At 61.9% G+C, this 16,685-nt stretch carries 16 protein-coding genes; 5 read left to right on the top strand and 11 right to left on the bottom strand.

Annotated elements, in window-relative coordinates; translation table 11 throughout:
- Window positions 1–96: 96 nt before the first annotated feature.
- Window positions 97–1,917 (bottom strand): NAD(P)/FAD-dependent oxidoreductase, encoded by a 1,821-nt coding sequence (locus INT29_RS15995; RefSeq protein ID WP_193072361.1) that lies wholly within the window; start codon window positions 1,915–1,917, stop codon window positions 97–99.
- A 114-nt stretch (window positions 1,918–2,031) separates the two neighbouring features.
- On the opposite strand from INT29_RS15995, the gene INT29_RS15990 reads away from it, so the two are divergent.
- The gene (locus INT29_RS15990; protein ID WP_193072360.1) at window positions 2,032–3,222 is read left to right on the top strand and encodes a GAF domain-containing protein; all 1,191 of its coding nucleotides are present in this window, start codon (window positions 2,032–2,034) and stop codon (window positions 3,220–3,222) included.
- Here the strand turns inward: INT29_RS15990 and ftsW are convergent.
- Together ftsW and INT29_RS15980 are read right to left on the bottom strand one after the other, a co-directional pair.
- Window positions 3,162–4,442: a putative lipid II flippase FtsW gene (gene ftsW, locus INT29_RS15985; protein WP_193072355.1), complete on the bottom strand. Its 1,281-nt coding sequence runs from the start codon at window positions 4,440–4,442 to the stop codon at window positions 3,162–3,164. The two genes, INT29_RS15990 and ftsW, sit on opposite strands and share 61 nt — an antisense overlap.
- On the bottom strand, window positions 4,435–5,799 hold the full coding sequence (locus INT29_RS15980; protein WP_193072354.1) for a CynX/NimT family MFS transporter: 1,365 nt from the start codon (window positions 5,797–5,799) through the stop codon (window positions 4,435–4,437). Before INT29_RS15980 ends, ftsW begins: the two co-directional genes overlap by 8 nt.
- 68 nt (window positions 5,800–5,867) lie before the next feature.
- Here INT29_RS15980 and INT29_RS15975 point away from each other — a divergent pair, with 68 nt between their 5' ends.
- Window positions 5,868–6,623: a helix-turn-helix domain-containing protein gene (locus INT29_RS15975; RefSeq protein WP_101572804.1), complete on the top strand. Its 756-nt coding sequence runs from the start codon at window positions 5,868–5,870 to the stop codon at window positions 6,621–6,623.
- Window positions 6,624–6,684: 61 nt separating this feature from the next.
- Here the strand turns inward: INT29_RS15975 and INT29_RS15970 are convergent, their stop codons facing one another.
- Window positions 6,685–7,116 (bottom strand): VOC family protein, encoded by a 432-nt coding sequence (locus tag INT29_RS15970; RefSeq protein WP_101572803.1) that lies wholly within the window; start codon window positions 7,114–7,116, stop codon window positions 6,685–6,687.
- A 77-nt stretch (window positions 7,117–7,193) separates the two neighbouring features.
- Window positions 7,194–8,054: a helix-turn-helix domain-containing protein gene (locus INT29_RS15965; RefSeq protein ID WP_193072353.1), complete on the bottom strand. Its 861-nt coding sequence runs from the start codon at window positions 8,052–8,054 to the stop codon at window positions 7,194–7,196.
- 140 nt (window positions 8,055–8,194) lie between these two features.
- On the opposite strand from INT29_RS15965, the gene INT29_RS15960 reads away from it, so the two are divergent.
- The gene (locus tag INT29_RS15960; RefSeq protein ID WP_193072351.1) at window positions 8,195–8,980 is read left to right on the top strand and encodes an ArsR/SmtB family transcription factor; all 786 of its coding nucleotides are present in this window, start codon (window positions 8,195–8,197) and stop codon (window positions 8,978–8,980) included.
- Window positions 8,981–9,465: 485 nt separating this feature from the next.
- Here the strand turns inward: INT29_RS15960 and INT29_RS15955 are convergent, their stop codons facing one another.
- Both INT29_RS15955 and INT29_RS15950 read right to left on the bottom strand, forming a co-directional pair.
- Window positions 9,466–10,398, bottom strand: a complete 933-nt coding sequence (locus INT29_RS15955; RefSeq protein ID WP_193072350.1) for an arylamine N-acetyltransferase family protein — start codon at window positions 10,396–10,398, stop codon at window positions 9,466–9,468.
- Window positions 10,399–10,488: 90 nt separating this feature from the next.
- Complete coding sequence (locus INT29_RS15950) at window positions 10,489–10,800, bottom strand: ArsR/SmtB family transcription factor (RefSeq protein ID WP_193072349.1); 312 nt, start codon at window positions 10,798–10,800, stop codon at window positions 10,489–10,491.
- Between the two features lie 48 nt (window positions 10,801–10,848).
- Here INT29_RS15950 and INT29_RS15945 point away from each other — a divergent pair, with 48 nt between their 5' ends.
- Entirely contained in the window at window positions 10,849–12,129 is a 1,281-nt protein-coding gene (locus tag INT29_RS15945; protein WP_226831345.1) for an MFS transporter, read from the top strand.
- A 2-nt stretch (window positions 12,130–12,131) separates the two neighbouring features.
- Here INT29_RS15945 and INT29_RS15940 read toward each other — a convergent pair whose 3' ends face one another.
- A complete protein-coding gene (locus INT29_RS15940) occupies window positions 12,132–13,040 on the bottom strand; it encodes an urea carboxylase-associated family protein (protein WP_319020925.1) in 909 nt (302 codons plus the stop codon).
- 93 nt (window positions 13,041–13,133) lie between these two features.
- Here INT29_RS15940 and INT29_RS15935 point away from each other — a divergent pair, with 93 nt between their 5' ends.
- Window positions 13,134–13,412 (top strand): hypothetical protein, encoded by a 279-nt coding sequence (locus INT29_RS15935; RefSeq protein ID WP_193072347.1) that lies wholly within the window; start codon window positions 13,134–13,136, stop codon window positions 13,410–13,412.
- Window positions 13,413–13,486: 74 nt separating this feature from the next.
- On the opposite strand, the gene INT29_RS15930 is transcribed toward INT29_RS15935, so the two are convergent.
- From INT29_RS15930 to INT29_RS15920, 3 genes are read right to left on the bottom strand one after another with little or no spacing between them, the layout of a single operon-like run.
- Window positions 13,487–14,998 (bottom strand): tripartite tricarboxylate transporter permease, encoded by a 1,512-nt coding sequence (locus tag INT29_RS15930; RefSeq protein ID WP_193072345.1) that lies wholly within the window; start codon window positions 14,996–14,998, stop codon window positions 13,487–13,489.
- Entirely contained in the window at window positions 14,995–15,549 is a 555-nt protein-coding gene (locus INT29_RS15925; RefSeq protein WP_180958985.1) for a tripartite tricarboxylate transporter TctB family protein, read from the bottom strand. The genes INT29_RS15930 and INT29_RS15925 overlap by 4 nt, the downstream gene beginning before the upstream one ends.
- Window positions 15,546–16,613 carry a Bug family tripartite tricarboxylate transporter substrate binding protein gene (locus INT29_RS15920; protein WP_193072343.1) on the bottom strand — a complete coding sequence of 356 codons (1,068 nt, stop codon included), beginning with the start codon at window positions 16,611–16,613 and terminating at the stop codon, window positions 15,546–15,548. Before INT29_RS15920 ends, INT29_RS15925 begins: the two co-directional genes overlap by 4 nt.
- Between the last annotated feature and the right edge of the window lie 72 nt (window positions 16,614–16,685).

Raw genomic sequence — 16,685 nt, 5'->3', positions numbered from 1 at the left:
AGTGCGCACAACTCGGTTCAGCAAACGGCGACCCGGCCCGCCCAGGCGCAGCCTACGCAGCCCCAGCCCACTCAGGCCCGGCCCCGCCCTCACCAATCACGCCAGGTGGTGCACTTCCTGCAGCCCGTACACCGGCGTCTCAAGTCCCTCATAGCGTGCCTTGAGCTGGAGTGCCAAGTACAGCGAGTAGTGCCGCGACTGGTGCAGGTTCCCGCCCATGAACCATAGGTTCTCCTGCTGGGTGGGCTTCCACATATTGCGCTGTTCGCCTTCCCACGGGCCCGGATCCTTCGTCGTGTCCGAGCCCAGGCCCCAGCATTTGCCGACTTTGTCTGCTGTCTCCTGGTCGATGAGATCAGCAACCCAACCATTCATCGACCCGTATCCGGTCGCATAGACGACGAGGTCGGCCGGCAACTCGGTACCGTCTTCCAGCACCACAGAGTCAGCAGTCAGATGGTCGACATTGCCTTTGGCCAATTTCACCTTGCCATCGGCGATGAGCTCAGCTGAGCCGACGTCGATGTAGTAGCCGGAGCCCCGGCGCAGGTACTTCAAGAACATTCCGGACTCATCGTCACCGAAGTCGAGGTCGAACCCTGCATCCGTCATCCGCTGGTAGAAGTCCTTGTCGCGTTCTTTCATCTGCTCATAGAGCGGGATCTGGAACTCGGGCATGATCCGATACGGCAGGGAGGCGAATGTGAGGTCGGCCTTCTCAGTGGTCACTCCGTTGGCGAGCGCCTTCTCCGAGTAGAGGTCGCCGAGGCCGATGTCCATGAGTGAGTCGCTCTTGACGATGTGAGTACTCGAGCGCTGGACCATCGTCACGTCTGCATCGTTCTCATACAGTGCCCCACAGATGTCGAAAGCGGAGTTGTTGCTGCCGATGACGACGACCTTCTTACCGGCATAGGCATCGGGCCCGGGGTGCTGCGAGGAGTGCTGCTGTTCGCCCTGGAAGACATCGGATCCTGGGAACGAGGGAACGTTGGGCTTACCCGACATCCCCGTGGCCATGACCAGGTGCGTCGGGTTGAGAGTGATCTTCTCACCGTTGCGTTCGACGTTGACCGTCCACTGACCAGAGGCTTCGTCATATTTCGCCGAGGTGGCTGTCGTCGATGACCAGTACGGAATCTCCATCACCTTGGTGTAGAACTCCAACCAGTCAGCGATCTTGTCCTTGGGAGCGAACACCGGCCAATTCTCAGGGAACTTGAGATAGGGCAGGTGGTCGTACCAGACAGGGTCGTGCAGGCACAGCGACTTGTATCGCGAGCGCCACTGGTCTCCGGGCCGTTCCCACCGATCGATGACGAGTGCCGGAACACCCAGCTGGCGCAGGCGAGCGCCGAGTGCGATGCCGCCCTGTCCCCCACCGACGACGAGCGTGTACGGCTGGGCGGTGTCACCCCAGGCGGCATCCTCCTCGGCGAGCTTCTCCGACCAGCTCTTCCGCTCGGGGTCGACTCCGTGTTCGGCTCCTTTGGGCCGGCGAGGTCCCTGCGGCTCCTCGTGGTCTTTGAGCTCCTGCAAAGTAGTGAGCAGCGTCCACGCTTTGGTTCCGTCTTCGTCGACCAGACGAACCATGCCCTTGCCCCTGCCGACTGCGGTGGCATAGGTGAACCAGGCTTCGGTGACTCCATCGGCTGTGGTGGCCGGTTCTCCGAGTTCGAAGTCCGATGCGGCGACGCGGTCGATGACCTCCGTCAGAAGGTCCCTGATGCCGTCACGGTTCTCGACGGTGGACAGGTTCCAGGAGAAGGCGACGAGGTCCCTCCAGTAACTCGTGGTGGCGAACAGACTCACTGCGGCTTCGACGTCCCTGCTGCGCATCGCGGATTCGAAATCGCCCAGCCACTGCGTTGCAATGTCATCGGCTGTGAGCTGCTGGCGGTCGATTGTCGTTGTCATGTCACTCCTCTTCGTTGAGCTGTGTGACTCCAAGCTATGCCGCCGCCGGCACCGAAGAAAGGGTTGCATCGAGTTGCATATGCAGTGAGCCACATCACCCCTATACTCGGAAGCATGCCTCAGCTCGACCTGGCGCATCTTGCTCGGGATCTGTCCCGCATTCACGATGCCGTGATCACCGGCGGTTCGCCGCCGGAGCAGCCGCGAGCGCTCGTTGCACGCTCGTGGCAGAGGATGCTGCGCTTGGGGTTGGATCCCTCGGGCGGCAATCGTCGAGTTCTGTCCGCCGAGGCGGATGTGGAGTCCCGCAGACGCGATTCGAAGCTGCGCCTCATCGTTGATGAGCTCAAAACCATTCTTCTGCGGATTCCCGATGCCGCGACCTTCATCCTGGTCGTCACCGACGCCGAGGGTGTGATCCTGTGGCGCGACGGTGCCAGTGCCGCCCAGCGTCAGGCGGACAGTCTCGGCTTCGTCGAGGGTGCCCACTGGTCCGAACCCGTGGTGGGCACCAATGCCATCGGCACCGCGTTGACCGAAGAGGCCCCAGTTCAGCTGTTCTCCGCCGAACACTTCGAGACCTCGCAGCACCCCTGGTACTGCAGCGCCGTTCCCGTCCATGATCCCAGTGATGGCCGGCTCCTCGGCGTCGTCGACATCAGCGGGCCGGCGCTGACTCTCCACCCGGCGGTGCAGTCCTTGGTGACAACCGCTGTTCGCCTGGCCGAGGCCCGGCTTTCCCTCATCCGGCAGGAGCAGCTGAGCAGTCTGCGAACTCGCATGTCCACTGTCCTCAACGGCAGTCGGGGGCCGGCGCTGGTCGTCGATGATGAGGGCTGGGTCGCCTACCGACAGGGAGTGCAGAGCCAAGAGCGGATAGAGGTGCCGGCGTCTGATCGCACGATCCTCATCCCCGGTGCCGGTCTGTGCATCCCGGAGAGGGTGACCGGTGGTTGGCTGCTGCGGCCGAGTGCCGACATCAACGCTCAGCAGGTGTCGGTGGTGCTGCGGCAGACAGCTCGGTCTGCGATGCTGGAGATCGAATCGAGCACTGACCCATTCGTCGTGCCCCTCACGCCCCGGCGCGCTCAGATCCTCTCAGCGATCACCTCGGCGGGGCCAGCTGGCATCAGGGCCGGCGATCTCAGCCTCAAGCTCTACGGTGATGCCGACCATCAGGTCACGGTGCGCGCCGAGGTGTCCCGGCTGCGGCGTTCGATCGGTGCACTCCTCGCGACTCAGCCCTACCGGTGGGCCGAGGGCGTGTCCGCGCGATTCGACGAGGCCGCTTCAGCGTCATCCTGATCCCGGTCACGATCTCGACCCGCCCTATCGGCACGGGCGAAGGAGATCACCAGTCCGATTCCGATCAACGTGGATACGAGGGAGGAACCGCCGTATGAGATCAAGGGCAGCGGCACGCCGATGACGGGCAGAAGCGTCGTCACAACCCCCATGTTGATGAATGCCTGGCCCAATATCCACACGAAGACGGTCAGGCACAGCACCTTCGTCTTCAGCTCCCGGCTCTTCAACGAGGTTCTGATCAGCCCCACGCCTAACAGGCCGAAGAGGCACACCACCGTCAGTGTGCCCAGAAGTCCCAGCTCCTCGCCGATGATGGCGAAGATGTAGTCGTTGTGCGCTTCTGCCAACCAGAACCATTTTTCGCGGCTGGCTCCCAGCCCTGTTCCGGTCCACCCTCCCGAGGCCAACGCGAACAGCCCATGATTGGACTGCCAGTGCTGGCCGAGGGTCTCGACGTCGCTCAAAGCATCCGTGTCCGCGAACATCGCACGCACACGTGCCATTCTGTACGGGCTTGTAGCCACGAGGATGGTCACACCCACGGCGATCACACCCAGTGTTGCCGCGAAATACCGCTTTGGGACACCTGCGATGAACAGTGCGGCCAACGTCATCAGCATGAGAACCAAGGTCGTGCCCAGATCTCCGCCGAGGAGGATGAAACCGAACGCGAACGCCGAGACGGGGACAACGGCGAAGAACAGATCTTTGGGGCGATGAAGCCGCTGTGATCTGCGAGCGAGCGCGACCCCGAGCCACAGAGCCAGCACTGGTTTGAAGACTTCCGAGGGCTGAAGCTGGAGTCCGCCGACATGCACCCAGTTGGTGCTTCCGTTGACGGTGATGCCCAGCCCCGGAATCAGCGGAAGGGATAGGAGCACCAACCCGGCGATGATCATCGGACCGGCCAGCCGACTCCATATCTGCGCCGGAATCAGCGCAGTGACGGTCAGCATGATGATGCCGATGGCTGCGAAGAATGCCTGCCTGGCGAAGATGGAGAACGAGGATCCGCTGGTTCCGTCGAAGGAGGTGATCGATGTCGCCGACAGCACCATCAGCAGACCAAGACCGACCAGACACAGCGAGGCGCCGAGGATGACCAGAGATCCGCTGTCGATCCGCGGGACGGCAGGCACCCGCAGCAGCTTCTGGCCGATTCGAGGAAGTCGGGCACGCAATGTCCCATGCGTCCTGCCGCCCCGGTAGCTATCCATGCGTATGTGCCGGCTCCTGCATGACGATGACTGTCCTGCCCTGATATCGGCCTCCGACGTGCCGGTCTCGACTGGCGAGGCCGCCGATGATCGTTTGGAGCAGGAGCAGCACGATGAGGACGATGAGCGGTACGGTCCATGACCCGGTGACGGTGTGCAGCCACCCCAATCCGAGCGGGCCGAGCCCGGCGACGAGGTAGCCGAATCCCTGGGCCATCGTTGATACGTGCCCGGTGTGATGGGCATCCGGGGAGCGCCACACGATATAGGACAACGACAGACTGATCGCTGCCCCCTGCCCCAACCCCAGCAGCGTCATCCACGCATAGGCACCGGCTTGCGGCGCGAGCAGCAGGCCAAGGAACGCGGCACCGATGAGGACAGCGGCGGCGAAGACGGCCACCCATCGCGGCTTGAGCCGTTTGGCGATTGTCGGCGTGACCAAGCAAGTGATGATTGCCGGGAAGGCAGAGAACGAGAGCATCCATCCTGCTCGATCGGCAGGCATTCCTGCTTCTTGGAAGATGGCCGGCACCCAGGTCAGAGCCGCGTAGTAACTCAGCGACTGCAACCCCATGAAGCCGGTGACCGACCACGCGATCGGGTCTCTGAGCATCGCCCGAAACGGTGGTTCACCTGAGGCGGACGTCGCAGAGCCGTCCCGACCCGAGTCGGTTGCCTCGGGTCCGGCCGAGTCCCGAGCGCGTCGCATCTGCGGGAGGAACAGAATCGCGGCCAGCACGGCTGGCACCGCCCAGATACCCATCGCCCACCGCCAGGATCCGTCGAAGAGTGGCAGCATCGGCACGGTCAGGCCGGACGCCAGAGCTGCGCCGAGGAACAGCGCGGTGGAGTACAGCCCCATCATCAGTCCCGCCCGATGAGAGAAGTCGCTCTTGATCGCCGTGGGCAGCAGGACGTTGCCGATGGCGATGGCCGCGCCGACGAGGATCGTGCCGCCCAGAAGTGCCACCAGGCTCGGCTGAAGTCGCAGGGCGATGCCGGCAGCGAGAACGATCATGATGATTCCGAGGACCCGGTGCATTCCGAATCGCCGCGTGAGGCCCGGTGTGAGAAACGCGAACGCGCCGAATGCGAACACAGGGATAGTGGTCAGCAGGCTTGCGGTCGTGGCGCTCAGCTGCAAGTCATCGAGGATATCGCCGAGCACCGGTCCCACCGATGCGACTCCGATGCGCAGATTGAGTCCGATGAGGATCAGACCTGCCCCGAGAAGCAGCAGGCTGCGTCGTCGGTGTCCGTCCGCTGCCCTCTCTCGCCGAGGTGGATCGACGGTGGCGCTGCCATCCGTCTCCAGCGTGAGCTCCACAGTGAAGTTCGGGTCACGTCTCTTCATGATGCTTTTTCCATACTCCCCATTCAAACCGGCCCCGCGACGGCGTGCAACCGATAAACTGACTGGCAATGGACAAATTCAGCCACAAAGCGATGAGTCCCGAGTTGATCCACCAGCTCGGCCATGATGAACGTACTCCCGCTCACACCCACGATCTCGGGCATCTGGTGTATCCGGCTACGGGAGTCCTCTCCCTTGTGACGCGAGACGGTTCATGGATTGCCCCATCGAACCGGGTCGTCTGGGTTCCGTCAGGGTTCGAACACCAGCATCGGGCCCACGGGGCGACCGATATGCGGATCGTCTTCCTCCCGGATGGAATGGCGGAGCCTTTGGGCCCGTACCCAGCAGTCCTGGCCACGACACCCCTCGCTCGGGAATCGCTGCTTGCGCTGACCGGATCCAGACAACGCTCGAGGGAGAGCACGGACCGGCTTCGGCTCGTCGCCATCGACGAGTTGAGTCTCACCGGTGAACAGCCGTTGTACCTGCCGGAGCCACATGATGATCGTCTCCTGGCTGTGACCCAATTGGTCGAGGAGGATCTGTCGAATGTCGCTACGCTGGCCCAGCTGGGCCGCCAGGTCGGTGCGAGCGAGCGCACCCTGTCTCGGTTGTTCCAGCAGGAGACTGGAATGACTTTTCGGCAATGGAGGGCGGAGCTGAGAGTTCATCGCGCCCTCCTCCTCCTCGCCGAGGGAAGAAGCGTCTATGACACAGCAGCCGAGTGCGGCTGGGCGAACCCGAATTCGTTCATCACTGCCTTCACCTCCTTGGTGGGGATGAGTCCGGGGAGATACCAGCATTCGATGACGTCAATGTGACCCAGAATGTCGATGTGCCCCAGACCGGGGCAGTCCCTCTACTCTGCCGAGGCGGCCGTTCCTAGTCTGCGCCCGCACCCCGATACGTCCCGAAGTTCCACAGCACACCTTCGGGGTCCTGAACACTGAAGTCCTTGGAGCCGTAGTCCTGTTCGGTCAGCCCCATCACCTCTGTGGCACCGGCTGCGATCGCTCGGTGGTAGAGTTCCGCGACCTGATCGGTGGCGATGTAGACCGAGCCGGAGGCGACTCCGGTCTTCGTCATTGCGCCTCCGTCATCACGAGCGGAGCCGAGCATGACTCCCCCACCTTCGGGCCACCGCAGCTCGGCATGGTCGACGCGCTGCGGATCGTCGGCATTCGTGTATTCGGCGGCGACTTCGAATCCGAAGGCGTCCTTGAGGAACGCGATCGCGGCCTTGGCATCCCGGTAGCGGAATGTCGGCCAGACATTGGCTCCGTTGGTGCCTGCTCCGTTAGTGCCGTTCGACATGTCAGTTCCTTTCCTCGTAGTTGGTGTCCCCACCATCATCGGACGATGGACACCTTTGAGTCTTGGACAAATGAGAACTAGCGGGAAGTCTGGCTCGCAGTGCCGTTGAATGACACCGCGCCATTAGGCTCCGAACGGCGCGCGATCGGGTCGCTGTCGAGCCATCCTGTCGGGCTGGTGCCGGTCAGCAGCCTGAAGTCGCGGTTGAGGTGTGACTGATCGGTGTAGCCGCAGACCGCCGCCACCTCGGCGAGGGGCGACTTTCCCGCCGAAATGATCTTCCGCGCCCGGTCGAAGCGGATGACTCGAGCCGCCTCTTTGGGGCCGATGCCGAACTCCGCGCGGAACTGCCCGTTGAGATGCCGCCGGCTCCATCCGACTTCATCGGCCACGAGTGAGACCGGCAGACCGCCGTGGCTGCGCGCGATCTGCCTCCAGGATTCGACCACCTCGGCGCGGGGCCCGAGATCATCGCGGATTGCACGGAGGAGAACGTCATCGATGGCATCGAAACGCTGGGACCAGGTCGGTGCGGTGTTCACCCGCTCGTGAAGTTCGGCGGCGATAGGCTGGGCGATGTCTCCGAGCTCAACCGAATGGTGGGCGAATTCGACGGCCGGGGATGCGAAGAAGGCACGAGGTGCGAACGGGGTGAAGTTGATCTGGATGCCGGACATGGCACCGTTGTGCGCGATCAGAGTCGGCCATAGGTGCAGGCCAGCCAATAGCACGTCGAACGATTCGACCGTGTCCGCCTCCGGGAAATACTGCTGCAGCGGCTGGTTGATCGCGACGATGAACGTCAGTGCTCCCGAAGGTAGCCCGAGATGGGTTCCCGCCGGTACCCCAGAGATGTCGTAGCCGGCATAGTCCCCGACGAAGGGCCGCAGTCGCGGATGCGGGCTGCGGGTCAGATCGTCACTGGCCGCCGTGGACATGTCAGCAGTGTAGACCCGCGGTCTGACACTCCCCTGTTCGCAGCAGGGTTCGCAGCAGGCAGGCCCGCGCAGACCGCACTTACGCAGCGGGTACCCTCCACCTATTGACTTATGCAGGTATCTACCTGCATATTAGAGATGTGTCCGACGCAGATGATCTCGATAAGGCGTTCAAGGCCCTCTCTGATCCCACCAGACGACGACTTCTCGATGAGCTTCGACGTGAGAACGGACAGTCGCTGCGCGACCTCTGCGAAGGAGTTTCAATGGCTCGACAGTCGTTGACCCAGCACATCGACCAACTCGTCGATGCCAATCTGATCGTCGTCATCCGTAAGGGACGGGAGCGGCGCCACTATCTCAATCCGCTTCCTATCCACGAAATCGAGCGGCGCTGGACCCGTGATTTCGACCAGCAGCACTTTGACGCCATCGACGCCGTCAAAAAACAAGCCGAGGAGACAGCAATGACCACCACCAACGAATTTCCCGATTACGTCTACGTGACCTATATCCGAGCCTCCCGCGAGGATGTCTGGGATGCGCTCACCAACGCCGACATCACGCCGATCTACTGGAGTGGAATCGCGAATGTCTCAGACTGGCAGGCCGGCTCCGAATGGACCCACCGCAAAAACGGTGACCCCGTGGGCGACTACGACATCTGGGGTCGAATACTCGAGAGCCGCCCACCGGAGAGACTGGTCTTCACATTTCAGCCCGCCGCACAGCCGCTGGAGACCAAGGGGTCGGTCGTCACTTATGACATCGAACAGACTGGTGAGGTCGTCAAGCTCACCGTGACCCACACGAACCTGCCAGACAAAGGCATGCTCGATGGCATCTCCCAGGGCTGGCCGGCCATTCTCGCCAGCCTCAAGTCCTACCTGGAGAGCGGCGAGGCGCTCCCCTACACAACCTCTTGAACGACATGCTGCAACTCTCATTCGAAACGGAAGCACAATGGAAAATGACAATTTCACTTCTACGTTCACTGCTCCATGCACACCGTCCGAAGCATTTTCATTCGCGGCACAGCCGAACATCTGGTGGAACACCATGATCTCGGGATCTGCCCGTCACGTGGCCGAGTCCTTCATCTATGAGGTCCCGGGAATCCACTACTCGAAATTTCGAGTCAGCGAGTCTCTCGCGGGAAGGAGACTGTCCTGGCAGGTCACCCCCTCTGAGCATCGCCTGGAACTCGACGAGTGGGTCGGCACCGACGTCATCTTCGAATTTGTCGAGCTGAGTCACGGCACTCGAGTCGACTTCACCCACGTCGGGCTCCGGCCTCAGCTCGCGTGTCACTCCGAGTTCAGCTGCCGAGGTGGCCGCCGAGGTGGCTGCCGAGGTCGGCGCCCAAAAGGCTGGGTGACGCCTCGCCGAAGCGCCACAGCCCAGTCTCGCTTCAGGACAGTCCGTCGTCCGTCGTGGACATGGCTGCATTCCAGGCCACATCGGAGAATTCCCTGTCCACCCCAAGTCCGAATTCGGCAGTGAGGACCTCGGCGAATTCTGCGGCGTCTGCGATCGCGTGTTCGGTGCGATCACCGTCCGGGCTGTAGGAAACTCGTCGCAATCGGCGTCCGTCCAAGGTCAGCTTGATGCCGTCGGGCAGCGAACGTGCGAGGACAGGCGGCCCGGTGAAAGGAGTCCCCGGCTTCGTTGAAGTGAACCAGTTCGCCAGTTCAAGATCGGCCTGCGGCCGGGGCACATCGGCGAAGGCATAGACGGTGCGGAACTCCTGGTCGCGACTCGTCCGAGACTGCAGAGCCCACTCGGCCTCTGCCTGCATATCAGGATCAAGCGCCACTTCCGCCGGCACGAGGCGATGTTCACCACGCGGCGTCATCCGCGCCGGGGCGGACGTCGACAGTTCGAGTGCAACTTCCGGTGTTCCGCCGCCGAACCCAGGATCCACGAGGAAGCTGCGAGCATCGACCCGAACGATCGTCGCCTGATGTGTCAGCGCGCCAGGTGCGACCCGGCCCTCGCCGAGGTGGACGCGAGCCATGATCGGATGCGCCGAGATTCCCAGTTCGGTCAGAACCGCGCGGGTGAGGGTGGCGTGTTCGTGGCAGTATCCACCACGTTTGGAATCGAGCAGCTTGTCAGCCACCGACTCGAAATCGAGCGAAACCGCTTTCAGCTCGCCCCGAGCAAGGTTCGCAATGACCTCGAGGTTCTCAAAGCAGATCGCCTGCGTGTGCGCCTGCAGGAGCTCATCGAGAAGGTCGATCAGCTGTGTGGTTGTCCCCTTGGCTCGACGGCACAGTTCTGGAGCAGAATCGCGCAGACCGAGCCGCTCTGCGTACCGGTTGAGGAGCGAGAGCTGCGTCATGATTTGATCTCCTGGGATCCAGAATCGGGGTGGATAGATTGTCGGGATGGATGCGGTGTCGAGGTGGAAGCAGCAGCGAGAAAGCTGCCGTCACCCCTGCAGCACGGACTCCAGCAGCCCGGGAAAGCGCGCGTCGATGTCTTCACGGCGCAGCGTCAGTCGTCGATTCCGACCATGGAGCTCACTGATGATGACACCGGCCTCACGCAGCACCTTCACCTGATGCGAGCGAGTCGACTTCGGCACGCCCGGTCCCAGTGCCGAACAGTCGGCCATATCCATCGGCCCCGACCGCAGCTGCTGAACCAGAGCCAGCCTGGCGTCGTCGCTGAGAGCGAAGAGTACTGAGGTCAGCTCGATGTCCTCGCGATCCGGGTGTGGCAGTTTTTCATTGGCAACCATAGTTCGATAATAGTTGAACTGTCTGAGCATCTCGTATACTCTCCAATAATGGTTCCAAAAGTTTCGAACATTACGGAAGAAGCTCCTGCTTCCGCAGCTCAGCCGGCACCCACCTCTGCCTGGTGGTCGCGTGAGCGCTGGCGTCTGCGCCTAGTCCTGATCGCCACCTCGGCGATGATGGCCGGTGCCAGCGCACCGTCTCCGTTCTACCCTGTAATCCAGGCAGAGTTCGGTTTTGCCCCTGTGATGATCACGGTGGTCTTCGCCGCTTACGCCGTAGCCTTGCTGGCGACTCTGCTCACTGCCGGCGCACTGTCTGACCACGTCGGACGCCGACCCGTGATCTGCGCGGCCTTCGTGGTGCTCGCCCTCAGCATGGTCCTGTTCTGGCATGCCGATAGTGCAGTGGCGCTGATCTTGTCTCGCGTCGTCCAAGGAATGGCCAGCGGGGTTCTGCTGTCGACATTGTCAGCGACGGTCGTCGATCTGGAGTTGCCGCACAAGCCCGGCTCGGCTTCCTCCTGGAACGCCATCTCCGCGATGGTGGGACTGGCCATCGGAGGGTTGTTCGCGGGAGCGACTCTCGCTGTGTTCATCGATGGCGGCGGTTCGACGGTGGTCTTCGGGACGCTCGTGGGAACCTATCTGCTTCTTGCCGGCATCATCTGGGTCCTGCCGGAGACCTCGACTCGTCGAAGTGGCGCATGGGCATCTCTTCTGCCGCGCGCTGCACTGCCGCGGGAAGTCCGCAAGGCGTTCCTGTTCGCGGTGCCGGCCTTCATCGCAGGCTGGGCCACGGGAGGGTTGTACCTGTCCCTCGGTGCCAACATCATCACCGCCGAGTTCCATTCGAGTTCCCATCTGGTCAGCGGACTGATCGTCACGATGCTCGCCGGCGCCGGTGGGCTGGCGGGATTCTTCATGCGCGACCGATCCGCGCGCACCGTCACCCTCTTCGGCACGATCTCACTCGCCGTCGGCAGCACCCTGACCCTGGTGGCGCTCTCCCTCAATTCGCCTCAGCTGTACTGCCTCGCGGTCGTCATCACCGGCACCGGGTTCGGCACCGCTTTCCCAGGTGCCCTGAAAACCATCCAGGCAGTCGTGAAGCCGGAAGCCAACGCTGAGGTGATGGCCGCCGTCTTCGTCGTCTGCTATCTGGCATTCGGACTTCCGGTCGTCATCGCCGGTGTCCTCGTCCCCGCCATCGGACTCTTCGCCACTGCCTGCTGGTACGGCGGCTTCGTGGCGTTTCTCGCCATCTGTGCCGCACTCCTCCGCTGGTTCAGTGGCGGGCGCCCGTACGCTGCCGAGAACCAGGTCGCTTAAGGCTAAGACCAGGTCTGAGGCTTGAGACCGTGTCCACCACGGTAGTTCGGTGAGCTCGGTTCTCTCCAGTCGCCGAGGAGGTTCTCTGGCAGCGCATAGACCGTGACCTGAAGTGGGTGGCAGTTCTCGACCGGGTCGTCATTGCCTTCGCCGAACATCGGCTTGGACAGGTCTCCGCCGGGGCAGGTGGAGAGGGCTGCCAGAAGGTCCTGTTCCGCGAAGAATTCGAAGTGGTCGCCAGGTCTGGCGGGACAAGTCTTCATGAAGTATTCGTCGTTGTCATTCAGTCCCGTGCATTGAAAGACGTTGAGGACATCGTGGACGTCGAACTCGGTAAGCCCGAACGGGAGGATGGCCCGGACCAAGTTCGAGTGGCAGTGATAGTCGAAGTCGACTCCACTGAGCATCGTCGAGACGTAGGGATCGCAACGAGTGCCGAGAGTGTCATGAAGTCGGCCGCCTTCGGGGTCGGTGCCGTAGTCGGCCAGAGTGTCGTTGACGATTGTGGCCATCGGTCGCAGGAAGGGCAGGGTCGACCACAGACGGTCGAAGGTCGACAGGTGTGCGGCCTGAAGTTGGCGGGTGCGCGATGCCCAGAATCTCTCCCGGGGATCGTGGCGGTTCCACAGATTGAGGTCGCCGACCTGCGGTCCCTCGATTGTGGAGATTCGACAGACGTGACCCGCTGGCACATCCCATGCCTGACCGGAACGGATCGGAATCGTGAATTCGTCGACGATCTCCCGGTTGTCCGTGTCCTGCCCGATTCGTCCGTGGAAGTCTTCGTCGACGTCGAGCGCGGGGCCCTGGTAGGCCGCTTCGGTCAGACGTGCGTTCTCTGCCATGATCGTCTCCCCTGCTGCTGTGTCCGGCGTTGCTCCAACCGCGATGTCCGGTGGCCTGTCTGCCACGATGCCACGTTGCCGCCTGCGGCCCAAGTGGTTGTCGACGAGGTCTATGCTGAAAAGAGAGCCGCCGTTCGCGCCGCACCGTAGGAGACCGAAATGGTTGAAGAGAGCATCGACATCGAACTACAGGACACCGGAGAGTTCCTCGCCAGCATTCATACGGGTGCCGGAACAGAGGAGATCGTGCTCATCCTCTCCGATGCCGAAGACGTCTCGGATGGTGTGCTGCGCAATGACGAAGCCACCGCTCGGGCCGCTGTGGAGTTCATGCTCAGACATCAGTCCGCCGGCGATCTGCCGGATCGGATCGCTCTCGAAGACATCTCTGCCGCGTATGACGGAGGTATCGAGGCGATCCGCGAACTGCGCGGCTAGCTGCGGCGGCAGCTGCACGGGCAGAGCAACAAGATCTATCGGCCCCGCCGTATTTCAGCTCTTCTGGGTTCGATTCAGACTTTCGTCTTCGCATCGGTCTTCTTCTTTCCGAACATCCGTCGCCACGGCAGCACCGAGACGAGGGCGAGCAGGGCAATGATGATGAAGACCATGGCAAGCGGGTCGGAGATCACGGCCCAGAAATTGCCGCCTGTCAGGCCCAGCGCCTGTTGCAAGTTGCGCTCGAGCATCTCGCCCAGGACCAGTCCGATCACCAGCAGCGCAGGCGCCATTCCAACCAGCCGCATGACATATCCGAGTACTCCAAACGCCAAAGCGATATATACGTCAGTCACAGAATTGTGAATGCTGTAGCAGGAGATGAGCGCGAGCATGAGGATGACCGGAGCCATGAAGGGCATCGGGATTGAGAGGATCTTCGCGAGCAGAGGAGATGCGCCGATATTGATGACGACACCCATGATCGCGCTGACCAGCAGCGCACCGATGATCGTCCATGCGAGTTCCGGATTGGCGTCGAAGAATCCGGGTCCTGGATTGAGGCCGTACATCATCAGATAGGCGAGCAGCACTGCGGTGGTGCCCGAGCCGGGAATGCCCAATGTCAGCAGGGGCACCATCGAACCGGAGACAGCGGCATTGTTCGCGGACTCAGGAGCAACCAGCCCTCGAACCGCACCTTTGCCCATTCCGGCCGATTCCGGAGCAAGGCGCTTTTCCAGACCATAGGAGAAGAAGGCTGCGATTGTCGTGCCCGCGCCAGGCAGGACACCTGCGATGAAGCCGATGACGGATCCGCGCAGACTCGGAAGTGTTCCCTGTCTGAGTTCACGACCGGTGGGCAGGAACCTCCCTGACAGCTTCGACATGACTTGGGAGTCTTTGCCCATCGTGGTGCTGGCGAGGATCTCTCCGACACCGAATACACCGATGATCGCGACAATCGGGTCAATGCCTTCCAACAACGTGAAGCTGCCGAAGGTGAACCGGGGAAGGCCGGATTGAAGTTCGATGCCGACGGTTGAAACAGCGACGCCGATGGCCACAGCGGTCAGCCCCAGCATCGGTGCCGATCCGACCAGGGTTGCACTGAGGACGAGCGCCATCACGACGACGGCGAAGTACGCTCCCGGACCGAATGCCAGTCCCAACTCCGACATCGGTCCGGCAATGAATGCGAGACCGAGGAAGGCCAGCACACTTCCGACGAATGAGGCGATGGCTGAGATCGACAGCGCGGTTGCGGCCTTGCCCTTCAACGCCATCGGATGCCCGTCGAGGGTAGTCATGATGGCACCCGGATCCCCGGGAATATTCAGCAGGATCGCGGAGATCCTCCCGCCGTATTCGGCCCCAAGGTACAAAGACACCATAAGCGGCAAGGAGATTTCGGCCGGAACCGTAATCGCGACCGGCAGCAGCAGCGCAATCGCAGTCGACGGGCCGATGCCGGGCAACAGGCCAGCGACTGTCCCGAGGATGACTCCTCCGAGGATGATCAGCAGCAAGCTCGGCGAGGTGGCGATTCCGCCGAGGGCCGAGAGCAGTTCATTGACAGTGTTCATAGCTGCAGACCTCCAAAGACCCAGTATTCAAGCCAGCCGACTGGCAGGAGGACGTTGAGCCAGACATCGAAGATGAGGAACAGCACCATCGCTATGACGATGTTGATGGCGAAGAGGCCGCAGGCTCGGGCCAGGCTGAGCCGGACACCGAACACCGTCATCGACACGAGCATCGAGAAGATCACCGAGGCTTCGACGAAACCGATGAGAAAGACCGATGCCGCGTACAGACCGAAGAGGACGATGCACCAGCCGACACGAAGAATTTCGCCCCCACCGACAGGTCTGACTTCAACGCCGCCGCGCAGGATGGCGACGATGCCAAGGATCGTTGTGCACAGTAGAACGATGCCGACAACAACGGGAAATGATTTCGGACCGATGCCGTCCTCACCGGCAGAGCTTGGAAGCAGAAGCGCGTTGATGAAGAAGAAGACCGCGAGAAAGCCAAGAACAATGGTCGAAATTCCCGCCGAGGTGGTGCGACTTCCGGCTTCCAAGTACGGTTCATCGACCGCATCGGTTGCGGTGGGTTCGGTGTTCGCACTCATTTCACCAGCCCCACTTTCTTCAGCACCTCTGTCGATTCCTTCTTCTCGGGTTGAATCACCGTCTCGAGCCATTCGTCACCCGCGAGGTAGTCGGGGTTGATTCCCAAGGCGTCGGATTGTTTGACGAAATCGTCGGTCTCCACTGCCTCCTGCAACGCCTTACGCCACCAGTCGACTGCGTCTTCGGGCATGTCTGCCGGACCGAAGACACCTCGCCAGTGGTTGATGGTGATGTCCATTCCGAGGTCGTGCCATGTCGGCACCCCTGGTGCCAGGTCCACTGGTTCCGGTGCCGACACCGCAATGATCTCGATGTCTCCACTGTCGACAAGTTCCATGGCTTCCGACATTCCGGTCGAAGCCACGTCGATCCGTCCGCCCAACAGCTCGTTGTTGAGGTCCCCACCATCAGAGAATGCAACGAGATTGAGTTTGGAGAGTTCGTCGACTCCGAATTCGCTGGCGGGGCGGAGGACATTGAGCTGATCATCACTGGGGACCGTTCCGATTCCGAAGTTGACCGAACTCGGGTCCCCCTTGACGTCGTTGAGAACCTTCTTTGCCGAGTCGTATTCCGACCCGGCCTTCACGATCCACACTTCGTAGTCGGTGGTCAGCTGAGCGATGGGGGTGAAGTCCTCCAGCGACATTGTGGTGGTTCCGGTGATGTTCGAGAGGAAGATGCGGTTAGATTCGAAAACGACGGAAGTGCCGTCGTTCTCCCGCTGCAGAACCGCGGCGCGAGCTGGGTTCCCTCCCCCACCGCCCATGTTTTCGATCGACATGAAAGTGTCGATATCCGCTGCTTCGAATCCGTCGTTGGTGATACGTGTAGTCAGGTCGAGGCCGCCGCCTGGAGACCCAGCTGCAATAGCGGTGACACGAGGAGGCGGAAAGCCTTCGTTTCTGTGGATATCGGGCATGCACGCCGTCGTCACGGCTATCAGCGAGAGTCCGATGGACGCTGCGCCGATGCGTCTGACAGCCCGCTTCAGCGAGGATGATCGCGCCAGTGGGATTCCGAAGTGGAGCATGGTCCGCACGTTACCCGCTGATGACTTCATACCTCAACGATCCCTGCGAGAATGAGACACACGAGCTGAGAACGGAGCCTCGAGATCCCGCATATCGGCACA

The sequence above is a fragment of the Brevibacterium sp. FME37 genome (assembly GCF_014897485.1).
GTDB lineage: Bacteria > Actinomycetota > Actinomycetes > Actinomycetales > Brevibacteriaceae > Brevibacterium.
This window is presented reverse-complemented; position numbering and strand designations above follow the sequence as displayed.

Excerpts from the sequence above, each read along its gene's own strand:
- INT29_RS15995 (WP_193072361.1), bottom strand. The coding sequence starts at position 1,917 with ATGACAACGACAATCGACCGCCAGCAGCTCACAGCCGATGACATTGCA.
- INT29_RS15990 (WP_193072360.1), top strand. The coding sequence starts at position 2,032 with ATGCCTCAGCTCGACCTGGCGCATCTTGCTCGGGATCTGTCCCGCATT.
- ftsW (WP_193072355.1), bottom strand. The coding sequence starts at position 4,442 with ATGGATAGCTACCGGGGCGGCAGGACGCATGGGACATTGCGTGCCCGA.
- INT29_RS15980 (WP_193072354.1), bottom strand. The coding sequence starts at position 5,799 with ATGAAGAGACGTGACCCGAACTTCACTGTGGAGCTCACGCTGGAGACG.
- INT29_RS15975 (WP_101572804.1), top strand. The coding sequence starts at position 5,868 with ATGGACAAATTCAGCCACAAAGCGATGAGTCCCGAGTTGATCCACCAG.
- INT29_RS15970 (WP_101572803.1), bottom strand. The coding sequence starts at position 7,116 with ATGTCGAACGGCACTAACGGAGCAGGCACCAACGGAGCCAATGTCTGG.
- INT29_RS15965 (WP_193072353.1), bottom strand. The coding sequence starts at position 8,054 with ATGTCCACGGCGGCCAGTGACGATCTGACCCGCAGCCCGCATCCGCGA.
- INT29_RS15955 (WP_193072350.1), bottom strand. The coding sequence starts at position 10,398 with ATGACGCAGCTCTCGCTCCTCAACCGGTACGCAGAGCGGCTCGGTCTG.
- INT29_RS15950 (WP_193072349.1), bottom strand. The coding sequence starts at position 10,800 with ATGGTTGCCAATGAAAAACTGCCACACCCGGATCGCGAGGACATCGAG.
- INT29_RS15945 (WP_226831345.1), top strand. The coding sequence starts at position 10,849 with ATGGTTCCAAAAGTTTCGAACATTACGGAAGAAGCTCCTGCTTCCGCA.
- INT29_RS15935 (WP_193072347.1), top strand. The coding sequence starts at position 13,134 with ATGGTTGAAGAGAGCATCGACATCGAACTACAGGACACCGGAGAGTTC.
- INT29_RS15930 (WP_193072345.1), bottom strand. The coding sequence starts at position 14,998 with ATGAACACTGTCAATGAACTGCTCTCGGCCCTCGGCGGAATCGCCACC.
- INT29_RS15925 (WP_180958985.1), bottom strand. The coding sequence starts at position 15,549 with ATGAGTGCGAACACCGAACCCACCGCAACCGATGCGGTCGATGAACCG.
- INT29_RS15920 (WP_193072343.1), bottom strand. The coding sequence starts at position 16,613 with ATGAAGTCATCAGCGGGTAACGTGCGGACCATGCTCCACTTCGGAATC.